Raw genomic sequence first — 15,949 nt, forward strand, 5'->3', positions numbered from 1 at the left:
TTTTGTAAGCTTTAATGATCATTTTACCAAAGTGATTATCCAAATAAATTTGAGTATTTATTATTTGTTAAGATTTTTATAGTAGCATTACGTATATAAACCTAGGTTTAATACATACCAACTAATAAACATTTTAAAAAAAAATATTCTTTAACTAAACACGGAATCATTTTAACTATTTATAATGTTTAGCTTTAGTAAATCCGAATAATATAAAATTGTAAGTTTTATCAGAAATAATTAATGAAAAATCTAATTAAAAAAGAAAGATATAAAAATGATGAATCTTATTAATTCTCACAAGATGTAGAAAAAGAATAATGACCAAATTCTATTTGTTTTAAAATTTCTTAATTAATTGATAGAAATGTCTATTCAAATATACCTCTAGAAAAACAAAAAAGGAGTAGTTTTCACTACTCCGAATCGTCTAATATTTTTATTTCCCAGCATTACTGGGCTTCTTTTTTCATTTTTTTCTCATAACGATGGTACATAAGTAATGCCACTAAACAAAAGAAAATAGGTCCTAATATTGAGAAAAATGTCTCATCATACTTACCATGTAGTGACGGTTCTATTATTGTAAAAAGATTGGCAAATCCAATTACAAAAGTGACAATTGGAACAACAATTTTATATGAGTTTTTTGATTTGAAGATAACAAAAGGTTTATGAATGTGCTCTTTCTTCTTAAATCCGTAAAAGGCAATGACAATAAACATATAAGGAATACTTACAGAGACATTTGTCATCGAAATGATGATTTCAAAAAATTCTTTAGCTCCTTTGCCACCAAAAGAAACAAATAAAATAATAGAAATAACTACTGCTGCTTGAACATACATTGCATAAACAGGTAAACCATTCTTAGTTTTTGTCCATTTTTTAGGCCAAATTTCTTTTGGCGTTCCTTCGATTAATTGTTTTAAAGGAGAAAATGCCAAGGTAAAGAAAGAACCAGTCAAAGCAAGAAACATAGAGATACCGATATATCTCCCCATCCAAACACCCATTTGAACTGCAACTGGTTCGGCTAAATCTAAAGTTAAGCCTAATTGATACCCCATATTGTTCATCGCAACATAAGCAACATTTCCAAGCGTAATATCCGCATCAGAAAATTCAGTAAACGTAAATGACCAATTAGTAAAAATCCCCATGATAAAGATACCAACTGCATAACCTAAAGTAATAACAATCGCTGAGATTTTAATTCCTTTTGGAAAATTAACCTCTGCATTTTCTGTTTCATCAACTAATCCACCAATTATCTCTAAACCACCATATGCAAAAATGGCAAACACTAGAAAACTAAAAACAGAAATAATCGAACCATAATCAGGGTTAGGTGATTTAATAAAGCTAGCAACAGTAACTGGTTCTGCCAGCTGACCTTTGTTCATAATCAAAATAAAAATACCAACAAGTATTAATACGACGTTTAAAAGAGCAACTGCAACGCCACCAACATTAGTAATTTTTTCTATTTTATCTAATCCCTTGCAAGATATAATCGTAATAAATAATATCCAAAGAGCTCCCAAAAGCCCCAAACTTTGAACGCTATCCAAACCGAAAAATGACCAACTTTGGGTTTTATCAACGCCAAATATTCCGTTTGATAAAGGTATCCAGATTGAAATACCTGTACTCACCATCCAAATAATATTTGAAGCGTACCACATAACCGTTCCTACAAATGAAAACTTAGGATTAACTGATTCAGCCATCCAAGAATAAATGCCACCCTTTTGATCTTTAAATGCTGCTCCAAACTCTGAAAGCATAAAAGCAAAAGGTAAAAAGAACGTTACTGCTGCTAAAATATACCAAATAATAGAAGCATATCCCATTAGATAATAGGCTCTCACAATGTTTGCAAAGCCAAAAACAGAAGTAAAAATCATTAATATCAGTGCTGTTAACGATAGTTTCTTCCCTTTAATCTGTTCATCGTCCACTTAAAAAACTCCTCAAAAATTTTTGATCATCTCTTCGATACATTCGAAATTAAAACGACAAGGTTTATTTTAAAACAAAAAAAACTCATTTGGACTCTCATGGTACTTTTTTAATGAATTTTTCAGTAACTTTTCATTTTTACTCGTTTATTCATTTTTTTGCTTATTTTTATACAAAAAAATCGAGATAGAATTATTTAACATTCTATCTCAATCATTAGTTGTTTTAATTATTTTGTAAAGTTATCAAAGTAGCCTTGAATAAATACGATTGGTGTTCCTTTGTCGCCACTACCTGATGTTAAGTCCGCTAATGAACCAATTAAATCTGTTAGCTGTCTTGGTGTTGTTCCTTGAGCTTCCATTGAACCTGTTAAATCAGCTTCTTTTTCATCAATGTGTATCTTAATTGCCGCTTCCAAATCAGCTCCACGTAAATCGGAAAAATTATTATCAGCTAAATATTTTAATTTCACTTCATTTGGCGTACCTTCTAACCCAGTTGTAAAAGCCGGTGAAACAACTGGGTCAGCTAATTCCCAAATTTTTCCAACAGGATCTTTAAAAGCTCCATCTCCATAAACCATGACTTCAACAGTTTTTCCAGTTGCTTCTTTTAACATATCTTGAATAGTTTCAACCACTGGCTGACATTCTCTCGGGAATAATTTAACAGCTTCTTCAGTTGATTTATTAGAACCAAGTAAACCATAATTTTCATTAAAACCACTACCATCAACTGATTCTGATAAAATATCATCTAAAGTATAGACTTTTTCAGCGCCACTGTTTTCCAAAATACGTTTAGTACGGTAACGTGTATGAATATCACATGTTAACACATTTTTTGTGTAATCAAGAATTGTTTTTGGCTTTTGTGAGAAAATAACTTCACATTCAGCACCTTCACCGGCAACAAGTTCTTTATAATATTCAATATAATCCACACCAGTAAACGTGTGTTTATTATAACCAAATAATTCTCTAAATTGTTTTTCATCTAAAACATCTGTCCAAGGATTGATTCCTTTTTCATCTAACTTATCTAAGGACACAATGTGGTTGCCAACTTCATCAGATGGATAACTCATCATGATGACAACTTTTTTTGCTCCTCTAGCAATACCACGTAAACAATTTGAAAAACGATTACGACTAAAAATCGGGAAAATAACACCTACTGTTGTTTCGCCAAATTTGTTTGCTACGTCTTTTGCAATTTGATCAATTGACGCGTAATTCCCTTGTGCTCTGGCAACAATAGATTCAGTAACTGCAACAATATCTTTATCTTCAATTGAAAATCCTTCTGCATTTGAAGCCTTTAAAACACTATCTACAACGATTTTTTCAATGTTGTCTCCCTCATTAATAATTGGGCAACGTAACCCTCTAGTAATTGTTCCAACTGTGCGTTCCAATAGACTCGCTCCTTCATGATGTCTTCTACATCTCAACTTTTCTACTCTTGTACTATACCTTTTTTTGTGATATAAGTAAAATTAATATCTACTATATGAGATATAAGGAGAATTTATATGGTGAACAAACTAGATTTGTATCGAATATTTTATGAAGTATCACAGCACAACAGCTTTTCAAAAGCTGCCAAAAGTCTTTATTTAACCCAACCCGCTGTTAGTCAATCTATTTCAATTTTAGAAGAAGAGCTCGCTATTCGGCTTTTCAATCGGAGCCCTCAGGGTGTTAGTTTAACCGAAGAAGGAAAACATTTGTACGACTATGTTCATTCTGCGTTAAATTTACTAGATTCAGGCGAAAAAAAATTGGAAGAATTCAAATTATTGAAGGGAGGTAAAATCGCAATTGGCGTAGGTGATACCATTTCTAGATACTTTTTATTGCCCTTTCTGGAATCCTTTCACTACCAATATCCTGACATTTCTTTTAAATTAATTAATGGAACTACCTCTGAACTAATTGATATTTTAAAACAAGGTAAAATTGATATTGCTATTTGTAACTTTCCAATTGATGATGACAAACTTGAAAAAATAATCTGTGCTGATATTCAAGATACCTTTGTTTATGGTTCAAACTATAACAATTCATTTAGTAAAACAACTACAATAGAAGAAATACTAACATACCCTATCATTTGTTTAGATCAAGAGTCTGTTTCAAGACGTTTTGTTGATAATTTTTTGAAAGAAAAAGGCCTATCTTTAAAACCTGAGTTCGAACTTGGTTCCCATGATTTGCTTTTAGATTTCGCTAAAATAAACTTAGGTATTGCTTGTGTGACACGTGAGTTTTCTAAAGCATATATAGAACAAGGTCTTTTAAAAGAAATAAAACTTACTGAGTCTATTCCAAAACGCTCGATTGGTATTTGCTATTTAAAAAGTGTGTCTCTCTCCTTAGCTTCACAGAAATTTGTTCATTTGATTGTCAATGACACAAAAGTCGATTAGTTATATTCAAAACCAATAATAAAATAACTATTTAACTTTTTATGATTTTAATGTATAATATAGTGTAATAGTTTATGATTAATTTTAAAGGAGCGAATTACATGAAAAAAAGTACATTACGTTTATCAGCTGTTGTTTTAGCTTGTGTTCCACTTTTAATTGGAGGAGCATCATTTGTTAACGCTGAAGATACCCAACATAGTTCAAGTTCCGAAGTTGTTAACAAAGCAAATACAACTGCTAGCTCAACAGAAGCAAAAGAAACGAAAGAAAATACATCACCAGTCATAACCAAAACATTAAAAGTTGAAAGTAATGAAATTAGTGGTAAAAAAGGTGATTCTGGCAAGATTAAATTGGCAAAAATTAAACTTGTCGATGAAACAGCTAATAATGAAAAAGAAAAAGAACGAGAAGTTGAACTAAAAGGAACATTCGAATTACTAGAAAAAAATGATTTTATCAAATTTGATAAAGATGGTAATTGGACTGCTCTAAACAAAACAGACAAAAAAGAAATTCAATTAGATTTCAAACCAAATCTTAAAGACGAAGATACAAAAAAAGTGTTGTCTGCTATGTTCCCTAGTGAAACATTTGATGATGCTTATAACAAAACAATCAAAACTGACAAAATCACTGTTAACTTTACTGATCCTAAACCTATCATTGACCCAACCGTTGATCCTGTAGCTTTAGATGTAGCAGTAAAAAATAAAGGTAACAAATTAGTCGTTACACATGAGAACACTGAGCTAAAAGCTACTTTTACTGAATTAAAAAATGACAAAGCTAATAAAATTGTTCTTGGTTCTGATGGTACATTTACCATTCCGGCAACAAATAAAGAAACTAAATTTACTCAAAAAGTTGATTTCGTTTTAGACAAAGAAGACACTAACTTCAAAAAATTATCTGAAACTAAAAACATTAAAACAGAATATAAAAATATTGATGCTTCTATTAATACTAAAGTAATCGCACTAACTTACAAAACACCAACATTAACATCTAAAATTAATGCTGGTGGAAAGTTAGAGTTTCAAGATGTTGAAGGCGTGAAAATTACTGGTAAATTTCAAGAAGTTAAAAATGATGACTATTTTTCTTTAGATGCTGATGGAAATTGGAAAGCTAAAAAAGCTGGCCGTGGAGATGTTGACCCAACCTTTACTATTTCAGACACATCTTTAGCTGAATTACAAAAAAAATATCCTGAACAATTAATTCAAATAACTACAGGTAAGTTAAAAGTTGATTTTTCAGAAACTGGTTCTAACCAAAAAGAATACGCTCCAGTTAGCAAAAAGGAATATGCACCTGTTAAAAAATTACCACAAACTGGTGAAGAAAAAATGCGTTTTGCAGGAATCATCGGTATTATTGTCATCGCTATTGTTGGTATCATCTTTTTTATGAAAAAAAAGAAAAATGATGATGATGAAGCATAATTAGAAAACTATTACCTATACAGACTAACCCTCTGTATAGGTTTTTTTGTATAAAAAAAGAACTGATTACTCAGTTCTCTCTTTGCTAACTTATTTTAATGAAAAACAATCTGACTTCTTTCATAAAAATGCTCTTCTTCTTCCCCTAAATGATTGGCTACTCTAGCAACCACAAAGAAATAATCAGATAAACGGTTCAAAAATTTAAAAGCATGAGAAGAAATTTCTTCTTCTTCTTTAATCAAAGTAGCAACGACTCTTTCTGCTCTTCTTGTTACCGTTCTTGCAACATGTAAATGGCAACTTGCTTCATTACCACCAGGTAAAATAAATCGTTCGATCTTTGGTAGTTCTTCTTCATGCTGATCGATTTTTTCTTCTAACCAAGCAATATGCTCTTTAGTAATAATAAAAGGCATTTCATCTGAAACATTAGCTAAATCTGTGCCACAATCAAACAAATAGTTTTGAACTTCAATTAATTCAGCGACTAACGTGTCACTATTCTTAAGTTTTTTAACCTCACAAATACTTAAACCAACATGGGAATTAATTTCATCAGTTGTGCCATAAGCTTCTACTCGTAGGTTTCCTTTATTAACACGTTTACCACCAATCAAACTTGTTTTACCTTTGTCTCCACCTTTAGTATACATTTTCATGTTGTCACTTCCCTTATATTATTTCATTTCAAATTTAGATAGGTTCCAAACAACTTTATCTCCAACTTTTAACTTATATTCATTTGCCCCAACTTCTGCTTCTTTACCATTAACAGTATAAATCCAGAATTTTTGAGCTTTTGTATCTTGTTTTTTACCATCAATTGAAGAAATCATGCTATTTTCTTCAGCCACTTCAAAATTATCAGCCATAATATCGCCTAAAAGAGCTCCATCTTTAATGTCAATTTCTTTTGAACTGATTTCTTTACCGTCTTCTTGTAAAGTAACGGTTACACCTTGTTCTTGTTTTTCTGATGAAGCCACTACTTCTGTACTTGATTGTTTAGTATTACTTTCTTTTGTTGTGTCTGCCGCTTTTGAGCCACATCCTGTTAATGCTACTAATAATACAACTAATCCTACTAATTTTTTCATTTGTTTTCCAACTTTCTTAATTTTTTAAACCATATTTTTGTTTAACACGCCTAATCTTCGTGCTTAACGGTTTGATTAAAATATTTGTAAATACTGCATTAGACACCATATACGTTATGGTAAATGGAATCGCTGGAACTAAGACTGTCAAATAGCGAGTCCACGTGAAAATACCATCTATTGACAAGACTGTCCAAATATCCATTAATAAGGAATAAAGAATTCCTGAGAAAACAGCTAACGAACTAATGACAAATCGATTATTTTCTGATTTTTTCACCCATTTACTTCCTGCTATTACACCTATTAAACCTGTTGTCAACATTTGAAAAGGTGTCCATGGTCCTTGAGTGAACATCATATTCGCAACAAAAGGAGATAGCGCTCCAACCATGAAACCAAACAAAGGACCAAACTGAATTCCTGAAATAATCACAATGGATACTAAAGGATTAACAGACGGTGTAAAAAAGAATATGATTTTTGATACAACTGCCGTAGCAGTCATAACAGCTATTAGCACTAATTCTCTTGTCGCCATTTCTTTTTTTTCAAACGAATGAAAAAAAGGAACAAAAGAAATGATGACAACATAAAGAGAAAGTAAATTATAACGATTGTTCCGATAAAAATAATACATGATGATTAAACTAAATACGATTAACCCAATCCATCGTATTGATCCTTTTAACTTAACCATTTGTAGTCAATCCTTCTCGAATACTATGCCATGACTCTTCTGCTTGATCAAACGTAATCACATTGGGTAAATGAGGTTTGACCATTTTATTAATCGGCGTTGTATAAAAATAATTATTTGAAAAGAAGGTAATCGGATCAGAGATAGAAATCATTTGTTTATCAAAAAATAAACCACATCGATCAGCAATTTTAGCTGAAAAATCAACATCATGAGTCACAATAACTACTGATTTTCCTTTTTGAGAGAATTCCTTCAATAACTTCATTATCTTTTTCTTATTTTGAGTATCAACGCCTTTTGTTGGCTCATCAAGAAACAATATATCAGGATTTAGTAACAACACTTTTGCCAAGGCAACTAACTGCAATTCTCCACCGCTTAAATCGTAAGGATGCTTTTCTAATAAGTGAGATATTTTAAACCAGTTAACAACATTATCAATTATTTCATCTGTTTCAGTATAACCCATCGTCTCTAAAAATGACTCATAATCTGCTCTAACAGTTTCTTTGACAAACATCGATAACGGCTGTTGGGGTAAGTAAACTACTTCTTGTCCATACTTGATTTGATTATTTTTAGAAGATTTTATTTTCTTCCCGTTTAGCTTAACTTTTCCTTGGTATGGAAGCATTAAACCACTCATAACTTTTAATAACGTACTTTTCCCTGCTCCATTCCCACCTAAAATACAAAAAACTTCCCCTTTATACAATTCTAAATTCACATCATACAAAATATCTTGTGCTAATCTACTGTACTTGAAAGAAACATGTTTCAAATCAATGACTACCTTATTATCTACGTTAAACGATTCTGTTTTAGGTATCATGTCAGCAATGCCTTTTTTTTCAAAAAAATCATTAACCATTCTGATTCCATCACTAATTGTTAAAGGATATTCTTTTTCTACACCAAACAAATGATGTAACCGAATCGGTGAAGGCAGACTCTCTGCTTTCTCCTCATTTTTAAGTAGTTCTTTTGCAACAACAAATGGCGTATCAAATAAGGCTAATCTACCGTTCTCGATTAGAAGTAATTTGTCTGCCATACCAAATACTTCTTCTAAATAATGCTCCGCTAAAATAATTGTTGTATTTAATTCTGTATTAATTCGTTTAAGAGTTCGCAAAAAGTCCAAAGCTGCAATTGGGTCAAGTTGAGCGGTAGGTTCATCTAATACTACGATTTCAGGTTGCATGACTAAAACCGACGCTAAATTAAGTAGTTGCTTTTGTCCACCTGAGAGTTCTGATACATCTTTTTGATACCAATGATGAATACCGAAATAATTTGCCATTTCTCCGATACGACTTCTTATGATTTCTCTAGGCATTCCTATATTTTCTAATCCAAAGGCAAGCTCAGACCAAACTTTATCAGTTACAATTTGAGCCTCAGGATCTTGCATCACATAACCAATCTTACTTGCTGCATCACTATCTGATAGTTCTGAGAGTAATTTGTTTTCAAAAAGAATTTTTCCACTCATTAAGCCATTTGTCACAAGTTCTTTTTTCAATAATTTTAACAGTGTACTCTTACCACTACCTGACGCACCCATTAAAACAATAAAATCGCCTTTTTTAACATTAAAATTAATATTTTCCAACATAAATTGTGTACTATCTTCATATTGAAAGTTTACATTTTCCATTGTAAGTATATCCATCGTACTCTCTCCTTTACTTCAATAAATAGCGGTAGACTCATTAAACAACCAATTATCACATAACCTATAATGGATGTTCCTTCGACACTATTTAATCTCAACCTCGGATAATAGTAAAAAGAAAAAGCATCTTGAACTGAACAGTAATAATACCCTGCTAAAAGAATACCTACACTTAATGTTAAGAAAACATCTCTTCTTTGAAAGGTATAGGATTGATACTGAGTTCTATTTTTCAATCCATAGCCACGCGCATTCATTGAATCAGACGTAATAACAGCTCTTTCTAGTGACCAACCAAATAAACTCAAAAATGTTTGGTATTCCTTTTCCATCTTTTTATTTGATTCACCGTCACTTGCCACACCTAAACCTTTTTGTGCTAATCTTATATTAGATACTTCTGCTTGATAAAGAGGTATAAACCTTAGAATCATCGATAAAACTAAAGATATTTTTGGCATTCTTTTTCCAAATAAATATAGTATTTTCTCACTATTAAATGAATAAGAAAAGAGACGAAACCAAATAAAAATAGAAAACATCATCAAACCAAACGAAAAGCCATAAAATAAGGCTTCAAAAGTAAAACGATAGGATTTGCTCGCATTTATTGTCCACTCAAATAATATAGTTCGACCCGTATGAATAAATAAAAAATTCCCCAGAGTTGAAAATATGAGTATTAAACTTAACCACTGTAAATCTTTTTTTATTTGCTCCACACCTTCTAAGCGCCACTGAGTATATAGACCAATCATCAGAGTTATCAAACGAACAATAGGATTAACCGAAAACATAATGATTGTTAAAACAGAACAAAAATAAAAGAAAACTATTAGCGGATGAAAATGATAAAAATATTGTTTATTTAAGGATTTCATTATAACCATCCTTCTCTTTATTATATATTGACTAAGCCATTATCTCTTAAAATATTAGAATAGTCACTATTCTTTTTCTAATATAATTAAAAATGGGCAAAAAAATAAGCTTCACATGAGAAAGCGTTTACTGTTTAGCCTTTTTAAGTTATAATATAACGTGTACCATTTAATTAAATAGGAGGGGATATTATTGGAAATTAGAACGTTACAAACCTTTCAAGTTGTAGCGGAAGAATTGAACATGACCAAAGCTGCTATTAAGCTTAATTATTCACAGCCGACAATAACTAAACATATCCAGAGTTTAGAAGCTGAGCTTGGTAGTACACTTCTGATGAAGAAGAACGGAAAATATATTTTAACCTATGCCGGTGAAGAACTTTACAAAAGATCAATTAATATTTTAAAAGAAATTAATTTAATTAAAAATATTTCACCTGATCACGGCAACCATATTTCTTTAAAACTTCAAGGTCATGATTACTATGGATTCCGTTATTTCATGCCAGCAATTACTAAAATGAGTCGTATCACTCCAACTGTTAATTTTACCTTAAAAGGCTCAAACAACGAAGACACTATTAGTAAAATTCTAAAAAATGAAGTTGATGTCGGCATTATCACTGGAAAGATAGCCAGTTCCGATATCATTGCTCAACCTATTGGATTTGAGAGTGCTGCACTTTGTATCCATCATTCTATATATAAGCAAAATTATCAATTAGAAGATTATTTTGCTAATTATCCAATTATTATCGATCAGTCAGAATATTATAACTATGATAACACCTTTCAACAAACCCTCAATCAACCGACCATCATTAACACCACCAGTGATGAAATTGTACAAGAAGCTATTCTTTCTGGAAAAATGCTCGGTATTGTTAGAACGGGTAGACTTCAACAGCATATTGATTCTGGTACAATCAAAATTATTGAAGTCATCGCAAAAGAAGAGCAAGTTCAAGTAATAATGAATAAATCAAACTACACGAATCAAACCATTTCAACTTTGTTTAATCTTGTTTGTCAACAAGGCATCCACAATGCCCCAAAACTACAAACGATTAAATGGGCTTAACTTATTATATTATTCAAGTTCTTTTACTTGCCGGTAAAAGAACTTTTTTTTGCCTAAAAAAGCAAAAATGAGCCACTTTGTATACAACAAAGTGGCTCATGATAATTAACATGAATTGCCACTTCTCTACTCCCGAAAAAGTGATTTTAGAATATTAACAATGTTCCTGACTTAAACATCACTGATGTTTTCACAGTTGCGGGTACAGCGCTGGTTTCTCACCAACTTCCATTGTCATTCATAAATGAACGATATATTCTAAAATAATGATATAGCTAATTATAACTCATCTTAGCAATTTTTGAAAGGCTTTTGCTAAACTTCCTTTGATTGTTGCTCTTTAGCTGCTTCTTGGAAAACATCTTCGCCAAATGAGCGCTCAAGTAATTTCAAAGCAGCCTCTTCATATTTAAAGGCCAACACACCTAGTGAAGCCATTATATAATTGTGATCAATTAAGACTTTAACTGATCCAGTAGGAAGAAGAATCGGTGATTTCGATTTTTTATCCTTAGGTATCTTTTTCAAAATGTCTGGTCCGTTTGGTAGTCTAGTTAAAGCACCTCCTGTTCCAATGACAAACTTAACATTAGATAAGTCTTTCCCTTGGGCAAGTGTGGATCTACCTGTTGGTCCATATACATATCTAATTTGTCCAGCATGTCTTTCAACAGCAGTCAACGTGGCTGCTTCAGATAGAACTTCAACTAGTCTTTTTTCTTCATCATTTTTAGGAATTGAATGATATTCATTTCTAAAAACGTCCAAATCAAATCCTTGCTTGATTAATTCTTCCTCGCCAATTAAATCAATCACATTTTCTTTATTAACATAGAGACCTAAATCTCCTTCTACTGTACGTTTTGCTAATGGTTCAGGTGCAACTTGAATTTTAGAAATCGCCTCTGTTCCTTCCGTTACAGAGTGAACATCTGTTGTTGCCCCACCTACATCAATAACCAATACATCACCTATTCTTTCATGAATAAGTTTGCTTAAATTCATTACCGCAGCTGGAGTGGGAGTAATCGTCCCATTCACAAGATCGTACACATGCTCCATTCCAGGAGCATGCACGATATGTTTTTCAAAAGTATCTTGAATCACTTCTCTTGTAGGTTCAACATTTAATTCATCAATTTTCGGAAAAACATTTTCTACAACATACAAATCATTGTCATAGTTTTCAAAAATCAATTTAATTTCTTCATCATTTTCAATATTTCCGGCATAGATAACTGGTATTGGTAAATTTAATTCTGCTAATTTTTCAGCATTATTTAATGCGGTCTCTCTTTCGCCATAGTCAACGCCGCCTGCGATTAAGATAATGTTAGGATTTTCTTCTTGAATTTTTTTAATATCAGTTCTTCTCATATTACCGGCCGTTACCATTTTAACAATCGCTCCAGCACCTAAAGCCGCTTCTTTTGCTGCTCTTGCAGTCATATCAAAAACTAACCCATGAACCGTCATTTTCAAGCCACCTGCTGCTGATGAAGTGGCAAACAATTCATCATATGTCAGTGTTTCTGCTTTTAAATTTCGTTGTAAATCCTGAATACTATTCTCTAAACCAATACGAACGTCACCTTCTTCAACAGTTGTTGCTGCTTGTCCTTGTCCGACAAACACTGGTGAATCCGTATGTATATCATGAAACGCGTTAACTACTGTTGTAGTTGAGCCTATTTCTGCAACCAAGATATCTATTTTCATACTATTTTTCTTCCATTTCCCGACGTCTTTCAACAAGTGCAGTTGCTACGTTAGATCCATTGCTTCCACGTCCAAATGCTGCATCCATACCGTGTTTAACAGCAATTTCAGGAATAACTTGAGTTCCCCCAGCCATGATCATAATCTTTTCACGGATTCCTTTTTCAATTGCTAAATCGTTAATACGTTGCATGTTTTTGTAGTGAATGTCATCATGACTGATGATTGTAGAAGCTAAGATAGCGTCAGCATTCATTTCGATTGCCGCATCTACTAACTTCTCAACTGGAACACTCGTACCTAAGTAATGTACTTCTACTCCAAATCTTTCGATTCCGCCGTGTTTAATATCAATAATTTCTCTTAATCCAACTGAATGTTCATCTTCGCCGACAGTACCAGCAACGATTACCATTTTCTTACGTTTAATGTCTTCACGAATTTCTTCATCTGACATTACAATTGGTTCTTCAGGAATAATTAGTGAATCTTTTTCGATTGAGAATGGCATACGACCTTTCATTTCAATACGAGTACCTTCAGCTGCTTGCATTACTTCTTTATTGATAACTTCGCAATCTTCTAAGCCCATTTTTTTACCCATTTCAAGAGCTGCAAATTCAGCAACACGAGCTGATTCTGGGATCATAAATGTTAATAGAACTGTTCCGTCACCTTGCCATTCAGCTTCTGGTTTAATTAAACCTTCTTCTCTGAATTCTTTTGTTTCTTCTAAACGTAAGTTAACATTATCATTTTCATCTAATTCATCGATGAAGATAATTTTATCTGGGTCTTCAAATGTTGATCCACCAATTAATTTAGAAGGATCTTCAACAGCTGATTCATCATATTGAGCAACATTATTGTTACCAAAGTGAGCTGTAACTGGTGCCATATAATCTTCGTCACGTTTGTAAACTGTGTCTGCTCCAACACCACCGTTGATTTTTCTTGAAATACCATCTTCGTTTCTTTCTGGGTAGTTACCTGAGTCAACAAAGAATGCATCTTCTACAGATTGGAAGTATCCACCTGCTTCGATCATTCCTTCTAAGAATAACACAGAACGTTCTTTAATTTCACGTGCTTGCTCTCTTAAAGGACCATCTTCTTTTAATTGAACCATTTCATTGAATCCATCTAAACCTTGGAATACTTGTTTAGCAGTATCAACAGCTTCTACGTTATAAATGTGCCAAGGAACATTACGGCCTTCATCAGGAGTAATTGTTGATTGAATATCAGCACTTGTTAATTTAGAAATTAATAAGTTTAATACGTGAGTTACAGTTGCTTCACGAGTTGATGCTTCCATGTACTTAGTATTTTGTTGTGCACGCATACGGTATTCACTGAAGAATTCACGCAATGCAACTGCATAAGGTAAATCTAAGAACATTGATGGTGCTGGTGGAGCTGTTGGAGGTACTGTAGATAAACAAATATCTGATTTATCCATACCAACTTTATATGAGAATACAGAGTTAAGAGCATGTTGAACCATTAATTCTGGCATAACTTTCCATGCTTCACGAGCAGTAGCGTTCGCATTATGAGCGCCATCGATTTGAGCAATTCCAGCCCAAGCCATAACTTTTTTAGACTCACACGCATCGATAAATGAACGAACCATGTTAATGTTACGATATAAAACGTTGTATTGAGGATCTTGATGGGCTCCGTTAACGCCTTCTTCAGCGAACATTACAGCCACTTCAGGTCCAGCAATACCAGATACGTAACTATGGTAGTTAATTGGACGACCTACTTCTTCTTCTATAGCATCTAGTGCTTTTCTTTGAGCACGAACTTGTTTTCTAGTAATTGGAATCCCACCAATTCCTTGAGGTGTTCCTTCGATTAATCCTTCAAAGTGAGATTGTCCAGCAGTTCTGATAACCATAATATGGTCAGCACCATGCCAAGCAGCCATACGCATACGACGGATATCATCTTCAAAACGTCCAGATGCAATTTCTGTTGTAATTGAAGAAGTTCCTTGAGGATCAATGTTTCCAAAGTATTTAGCTGATGGAAGTGGCACATATTGTTTTAATGATTCAGCCATATCTTTGTATTCAAATTTATGTAATTGATAGTTTGGTACTGGTGTTCTCCATACCCAACCACGGCGTTTTGGACGGTAGTTTTCTAAATCAGTAAGTATTTCATTAATATCTAATTTTTTATTTTTATCTAATTTAATTGTTTCTGACATTATTAGTTACCTCCCTTGAAAATATTAAGAACTTCATCCCAATATTCTCCTTCGCTTAATTTTAATCCAGCTTCTCTTACATCCATATTTTTTTCTTTAGCGATGCGGTAAACAATATGTCCTGCACCTTTACCCATTAATTCATGAGCTAATACGCGATTCACAATTTCTGTTGCTTCAATTGATGAAAAGCCCATTCTTAACAATACTGAACGTTCGATAGATGGAGAAGTGTATTCTCTACCCATTTCTAACATAGGTTCCATAATTTCTTCTGATAAAGCCCAGAAGCGGTCTTTCAATTCGTCGTCTGATAAATCTGCAAGATGTTTTCTTGCTTCTTCAAATGTTACTTCTTTCATCCTAGTCACCTCTTAATTTTTTAGTTCTTCTAAAAGACTTTTTACTTTTTCAACGCTATCATTGATTTCTTCTGCTAAGTAATCAAATTCTTCTGCTGTTAATTCTCTTTCAATACCTTTTGTTGCATTTTTAACTGCTGAACGTTTTAATCTGTTTAAATCAACGTCTTTGATTTCAATTGCTTTTGGAGAGTCTGGTAAAACAATAGTTACACCAGGTTTTTCATCTCTTGGATTACCAAAGTGAATATCGATACCATTTTCTCTTGCAAATGATAATTGAGGTTGAACTGTTTTACCAGCTCCTGTGTATTCTGTTTCTTGAACTAAGATGATTTGATCTTCATCCAT

At 32.7% G+C, this 15,949-nt stretch carries 13 protein-coding genes, 1 pseudogene and 1 riboswitch; of the genes and pseudogenes, 3 read left to right on the forward strand and 11 right to left on the reverse strand.

Features of this window, described 5'->3' with window-relative positions; translation table 11 throughout:
- Nucleotides 1-452: 452 nt before the first annotated feature.
- Entirely contained in the window at nucleotides 453-1,964 is a 1,512-nt protein-coding gene (gene yjeM, locus RR554_RS02835) for a glutamate/gamma-aminobutyrate family transporter YjeM (protein ID WP_332462809.1), read from the reverse strand.
- Between the two features lie 230 nt (nucleotides 1,965-2,194).
- Nucleotides 2,195-3,385: a coenzyme F420-0:L-glutamate ligase gene (locus tag RR554_RS02840; protein WP_332467385.1), complete on the reverse strand. Its 1,191-nt coding sequence runs from the start codon at nucleotides 3,383-3,385 to the stop codon at nucleotides 2,195-2,197.
- A 117-nt stretch (nucleotides 3,386-3,502) separates the two neighbouring features.
- On the opposite strand from RR554_RS02840, the gene RR554_RS02845 reads away from it, so the two are divergent.
- Complete coding sequence (locus RR554_RS02845; RefSeq protein WP_332462807.1) at nucleotides 3,503-4,399, forward strand: LysR family transcriptional regulator; 897 nt, start codon at nucleotides 3,503-3,505, stop codon at nucleotides 4,397-4,399.
- A 101-nt stretch (nucleotides 4,400-4,500) separates the two neighbouring features.
- The gene (locus tag RR554_RS02850; RefSeq protein WP_332462806.1) at nucleotides 4,501-5,850 is read left to right on the forward strand and encodes an LPXTG cell wall anchor domain-containing protein; all 1,350 of its coding nucleotides are present in this window, start codon (nucleotides 4,501-4,503) and stop codon (nucleotides 5,848-5,850) included.
- 95 nt (nucleotides 5,851-5,945) lie between these two features.
- Here RR554_RS02850 and RR554_RS02855 read toward each other — a convergent pair whose 3' ends face one another.
- From RR554_RS02855 to RR554_RS02875, 5 genes are read right to left on the reverse strand one after another with little or no spacing between them, the layout of a single operon-like run.
- Nucleotides 5,946-6,512: a cob(I)yrinic acid a,c-diamide adenosyltransferase gene (locus RR554_RS02855; protein ID WP_332462805.1), complete on the reverse strand. Its 567-nt coding sequence runs from the start codon at nucleotides 6,510-6,512 to the stop codon at nucleotides 5,946-5,948.
- Between the two features lie 18 nt (nucleotides 6,513-6,530).
- Nucleotides 6,531-6,950, reverse strand: coding sequence for a DUF4430 domain-containing protein (locus tag RR554_RS02860; RefSeq protein ID WP_332462804.1), 420 nt, complete (start codon nucleotides 6,948-6,950; stop codon nucleotides 6,531-6,533).
- A 16-nt stretch (nucleotides 6,951-6,966) separates the two neighbouring features.
- Nucleotides 6,967-7,650, reverse strand: a complete 684-nt coding sequence (locus RR554_RS02865) for an ECF transporter S component (protein ID WP_332462803.1) — start codon at nucleotides 7,648-7,650, stop codon at nucleotides 6,967-6,969.
- Entirely contained in the window at nucleotides 7,643-9,328 is a 1,686-nt protein-coding gene (locus RR554_RS02870) for an ABC transporter ATP-binding protein (RefSeq protein ID WP_332467386.1), read from the reverse strand. The genes RR554_RS02865 and RR554_RS02870 overlap by 8 nt, the downstream gene beginning before the upstream one ends.
- Nucleotides 9,301-10,212 (reverse strand): energy-coupling factor transporter transmembrane component T, encoded by a 912-nt coding sequence (locus RR554_RS02875; RefSeq protein WP_332462801.1) that lies wholly within the window; start codon nucleotides 10,210-10,212, stop codon nucleotides 9,301-9,303. Before RR554_RS02875 ends, RR554_RS02870 begins: the two co-directional genes overlap by 28 nt.
- A 193-nt stretch (nucleotides 10,213-10,405) precedes the next feature.
- On the opposite strand from RR554_RS02875, the gene RR554_RS02880 reads away from it, so the two are divergent.
- A complete protein-coding gene (locus RR554_RS02880; RefSeq protein WP_332462800.1) occupies nucleotides 10,406-11,296 on the forward strand; it encodes a LysR family transcriptional regulator in 891 nt (296 codons plus the stop codon).
- A gap of 139 nt (nucleotides 11,297-11,435) precedes the next feature.
- Nucleotides 11,436-11,566: riboswitch (cobalamin riboswitch) on the reverse strand.
- 45 nt (nucleotides 11,567-11,611) lie between these two features.
- On the opposite strand, the gene RR554_RS02885 is transcribed toward RR554_RS02880, so the two are convergent.
- The 4 genes and pseudogenes from RR554_RS02885 to RR554_RS02900 all read right to left on the reverse strand — a co-directional run.
- Nucleotides 11,612-13,015, reverse strand: a complete 1,404-nt coding sequence (locus RR554_RS02885; RefSeq protein ID WP_332462799.1) for a GlmL-related ornithine degradation protein — start codon at nucleotides 13,013-13,015, stop codon at nucleotides 11,612-11,614.
- Nucleotide 13,016: 1 nt separating this feature from the next.
- Entirely contained in the window at nucleotides 13,017-15,236 is a 2,220-nt protein-coding gene (oraE, locus tag RR554_RS02890) for a D-ornithine 4,5-aminomutase subunit OraE (protein ID WP_332467387.1), read from the reverse strand.
- Between the two features lie 2 nt (nucleotides 15,237-15,238).
- A complete protein-coding gene (locus tag RR554_RS02895; protein ID WP_332462797.1) occupies nucleotides 15,239-15,598 on the reverse strand; it encodes an ornithine aminomutase subunit alpha in 360 nt (119 codons plus the stop codon).
- A 12-nt stretch (nucleotides 15,599-15,610) separates the two neighbouring features.
- A pseudogene (locus RR554_RS02900) lies at nucleotides 15,611-15,949 on the reverse strand (2-amino-4-oxopentanoate thiolase subunit OrtB); the annotation flags it as partial.

Origin of the sequence: Vagococcus sp. (assembly GCF_036639995.1) — a bacterium.
GTDB lineage: Bacteria > Bacillota > Bacilli > Lactobacillales > Vagococcaceae > Vagococcus.

What these genes read in the sequence shown, in the direction of transcription:
- RR554_RS02845 (WP_332462807.1), top strand. Translation starts at nt 3,503, where the DNA reads ATGGTGAACAAACTAGATTTGTATCGAATATTTTATGAAGTATCACAG.
- RR554_RS02850 (WP_332462806.1), top strand. Translation starts at nt 4,501, where the DNA reads ATGAAAAAAAGTACATTACGTTTATCAGCTGTTGTTTTAGCTTGTGTT.
- RR554_RS02855 (WP_332462805.1), bottom strand. Translation starts at nt 6,512, where the DNA reads ATGAAAATGTATACTAAAGGTGGAGACAAAGGTAAAACAAGTTTGATT.
- RR554_RS02860 (WP_332462804.1), bottom strand. Translation starts at nt 6,950, where the DNA reads ATGAAAAAATTAGTAGGATTAGTTGTATTATTAGTAGCATTAACAGGA.
- RR554_RS02865 (WP_332462803.1), bottom strand. Translation starts at nt 7,650, where the DNA reads ATGGTTAAGTTAAAAGGATCAATACGATGGATTGGGTTAATCGTATTT.
- RR554_RS02870 (WP_332467386.1), bottom strand. Translation starts at nt 9,328, where the DNA reads ATGGATATACTTACAATGGAAAATGTAAACTTTCAATATGAAGATAGT.
- RR554_RS02875 (WP_332462801.1), bottom strand. Translation starts at nt 10,212, where the DNA reads ATGAAATCCTTAAATAAACAATATTTTTATCATTTTCATCCGCTAATA.
- RR554_RS02885 (WP_332462799.1), bottom strand. Translation starts at nt 13,015, where the DNA reads ATGAAAATAGATATCTTGGTTGCAGAAATAGGCTCAACTACAACAGTA.
- oraE (WP_332467387.1), bottom strand. Translation starts at nt 15,236, where the DNA reads ATGTCAGAAACAATTAAATTAGATAAAAATAAAAAATTAGATATTAAT.
- RR554_RS02895 (WP_332462797.1), bottom strand. Translation starts at nt 15,598, where the DNA reads ATGAAAGAAGTAACATTTGAAGAAGCAAGAAAACATCTTGCAGATTTA.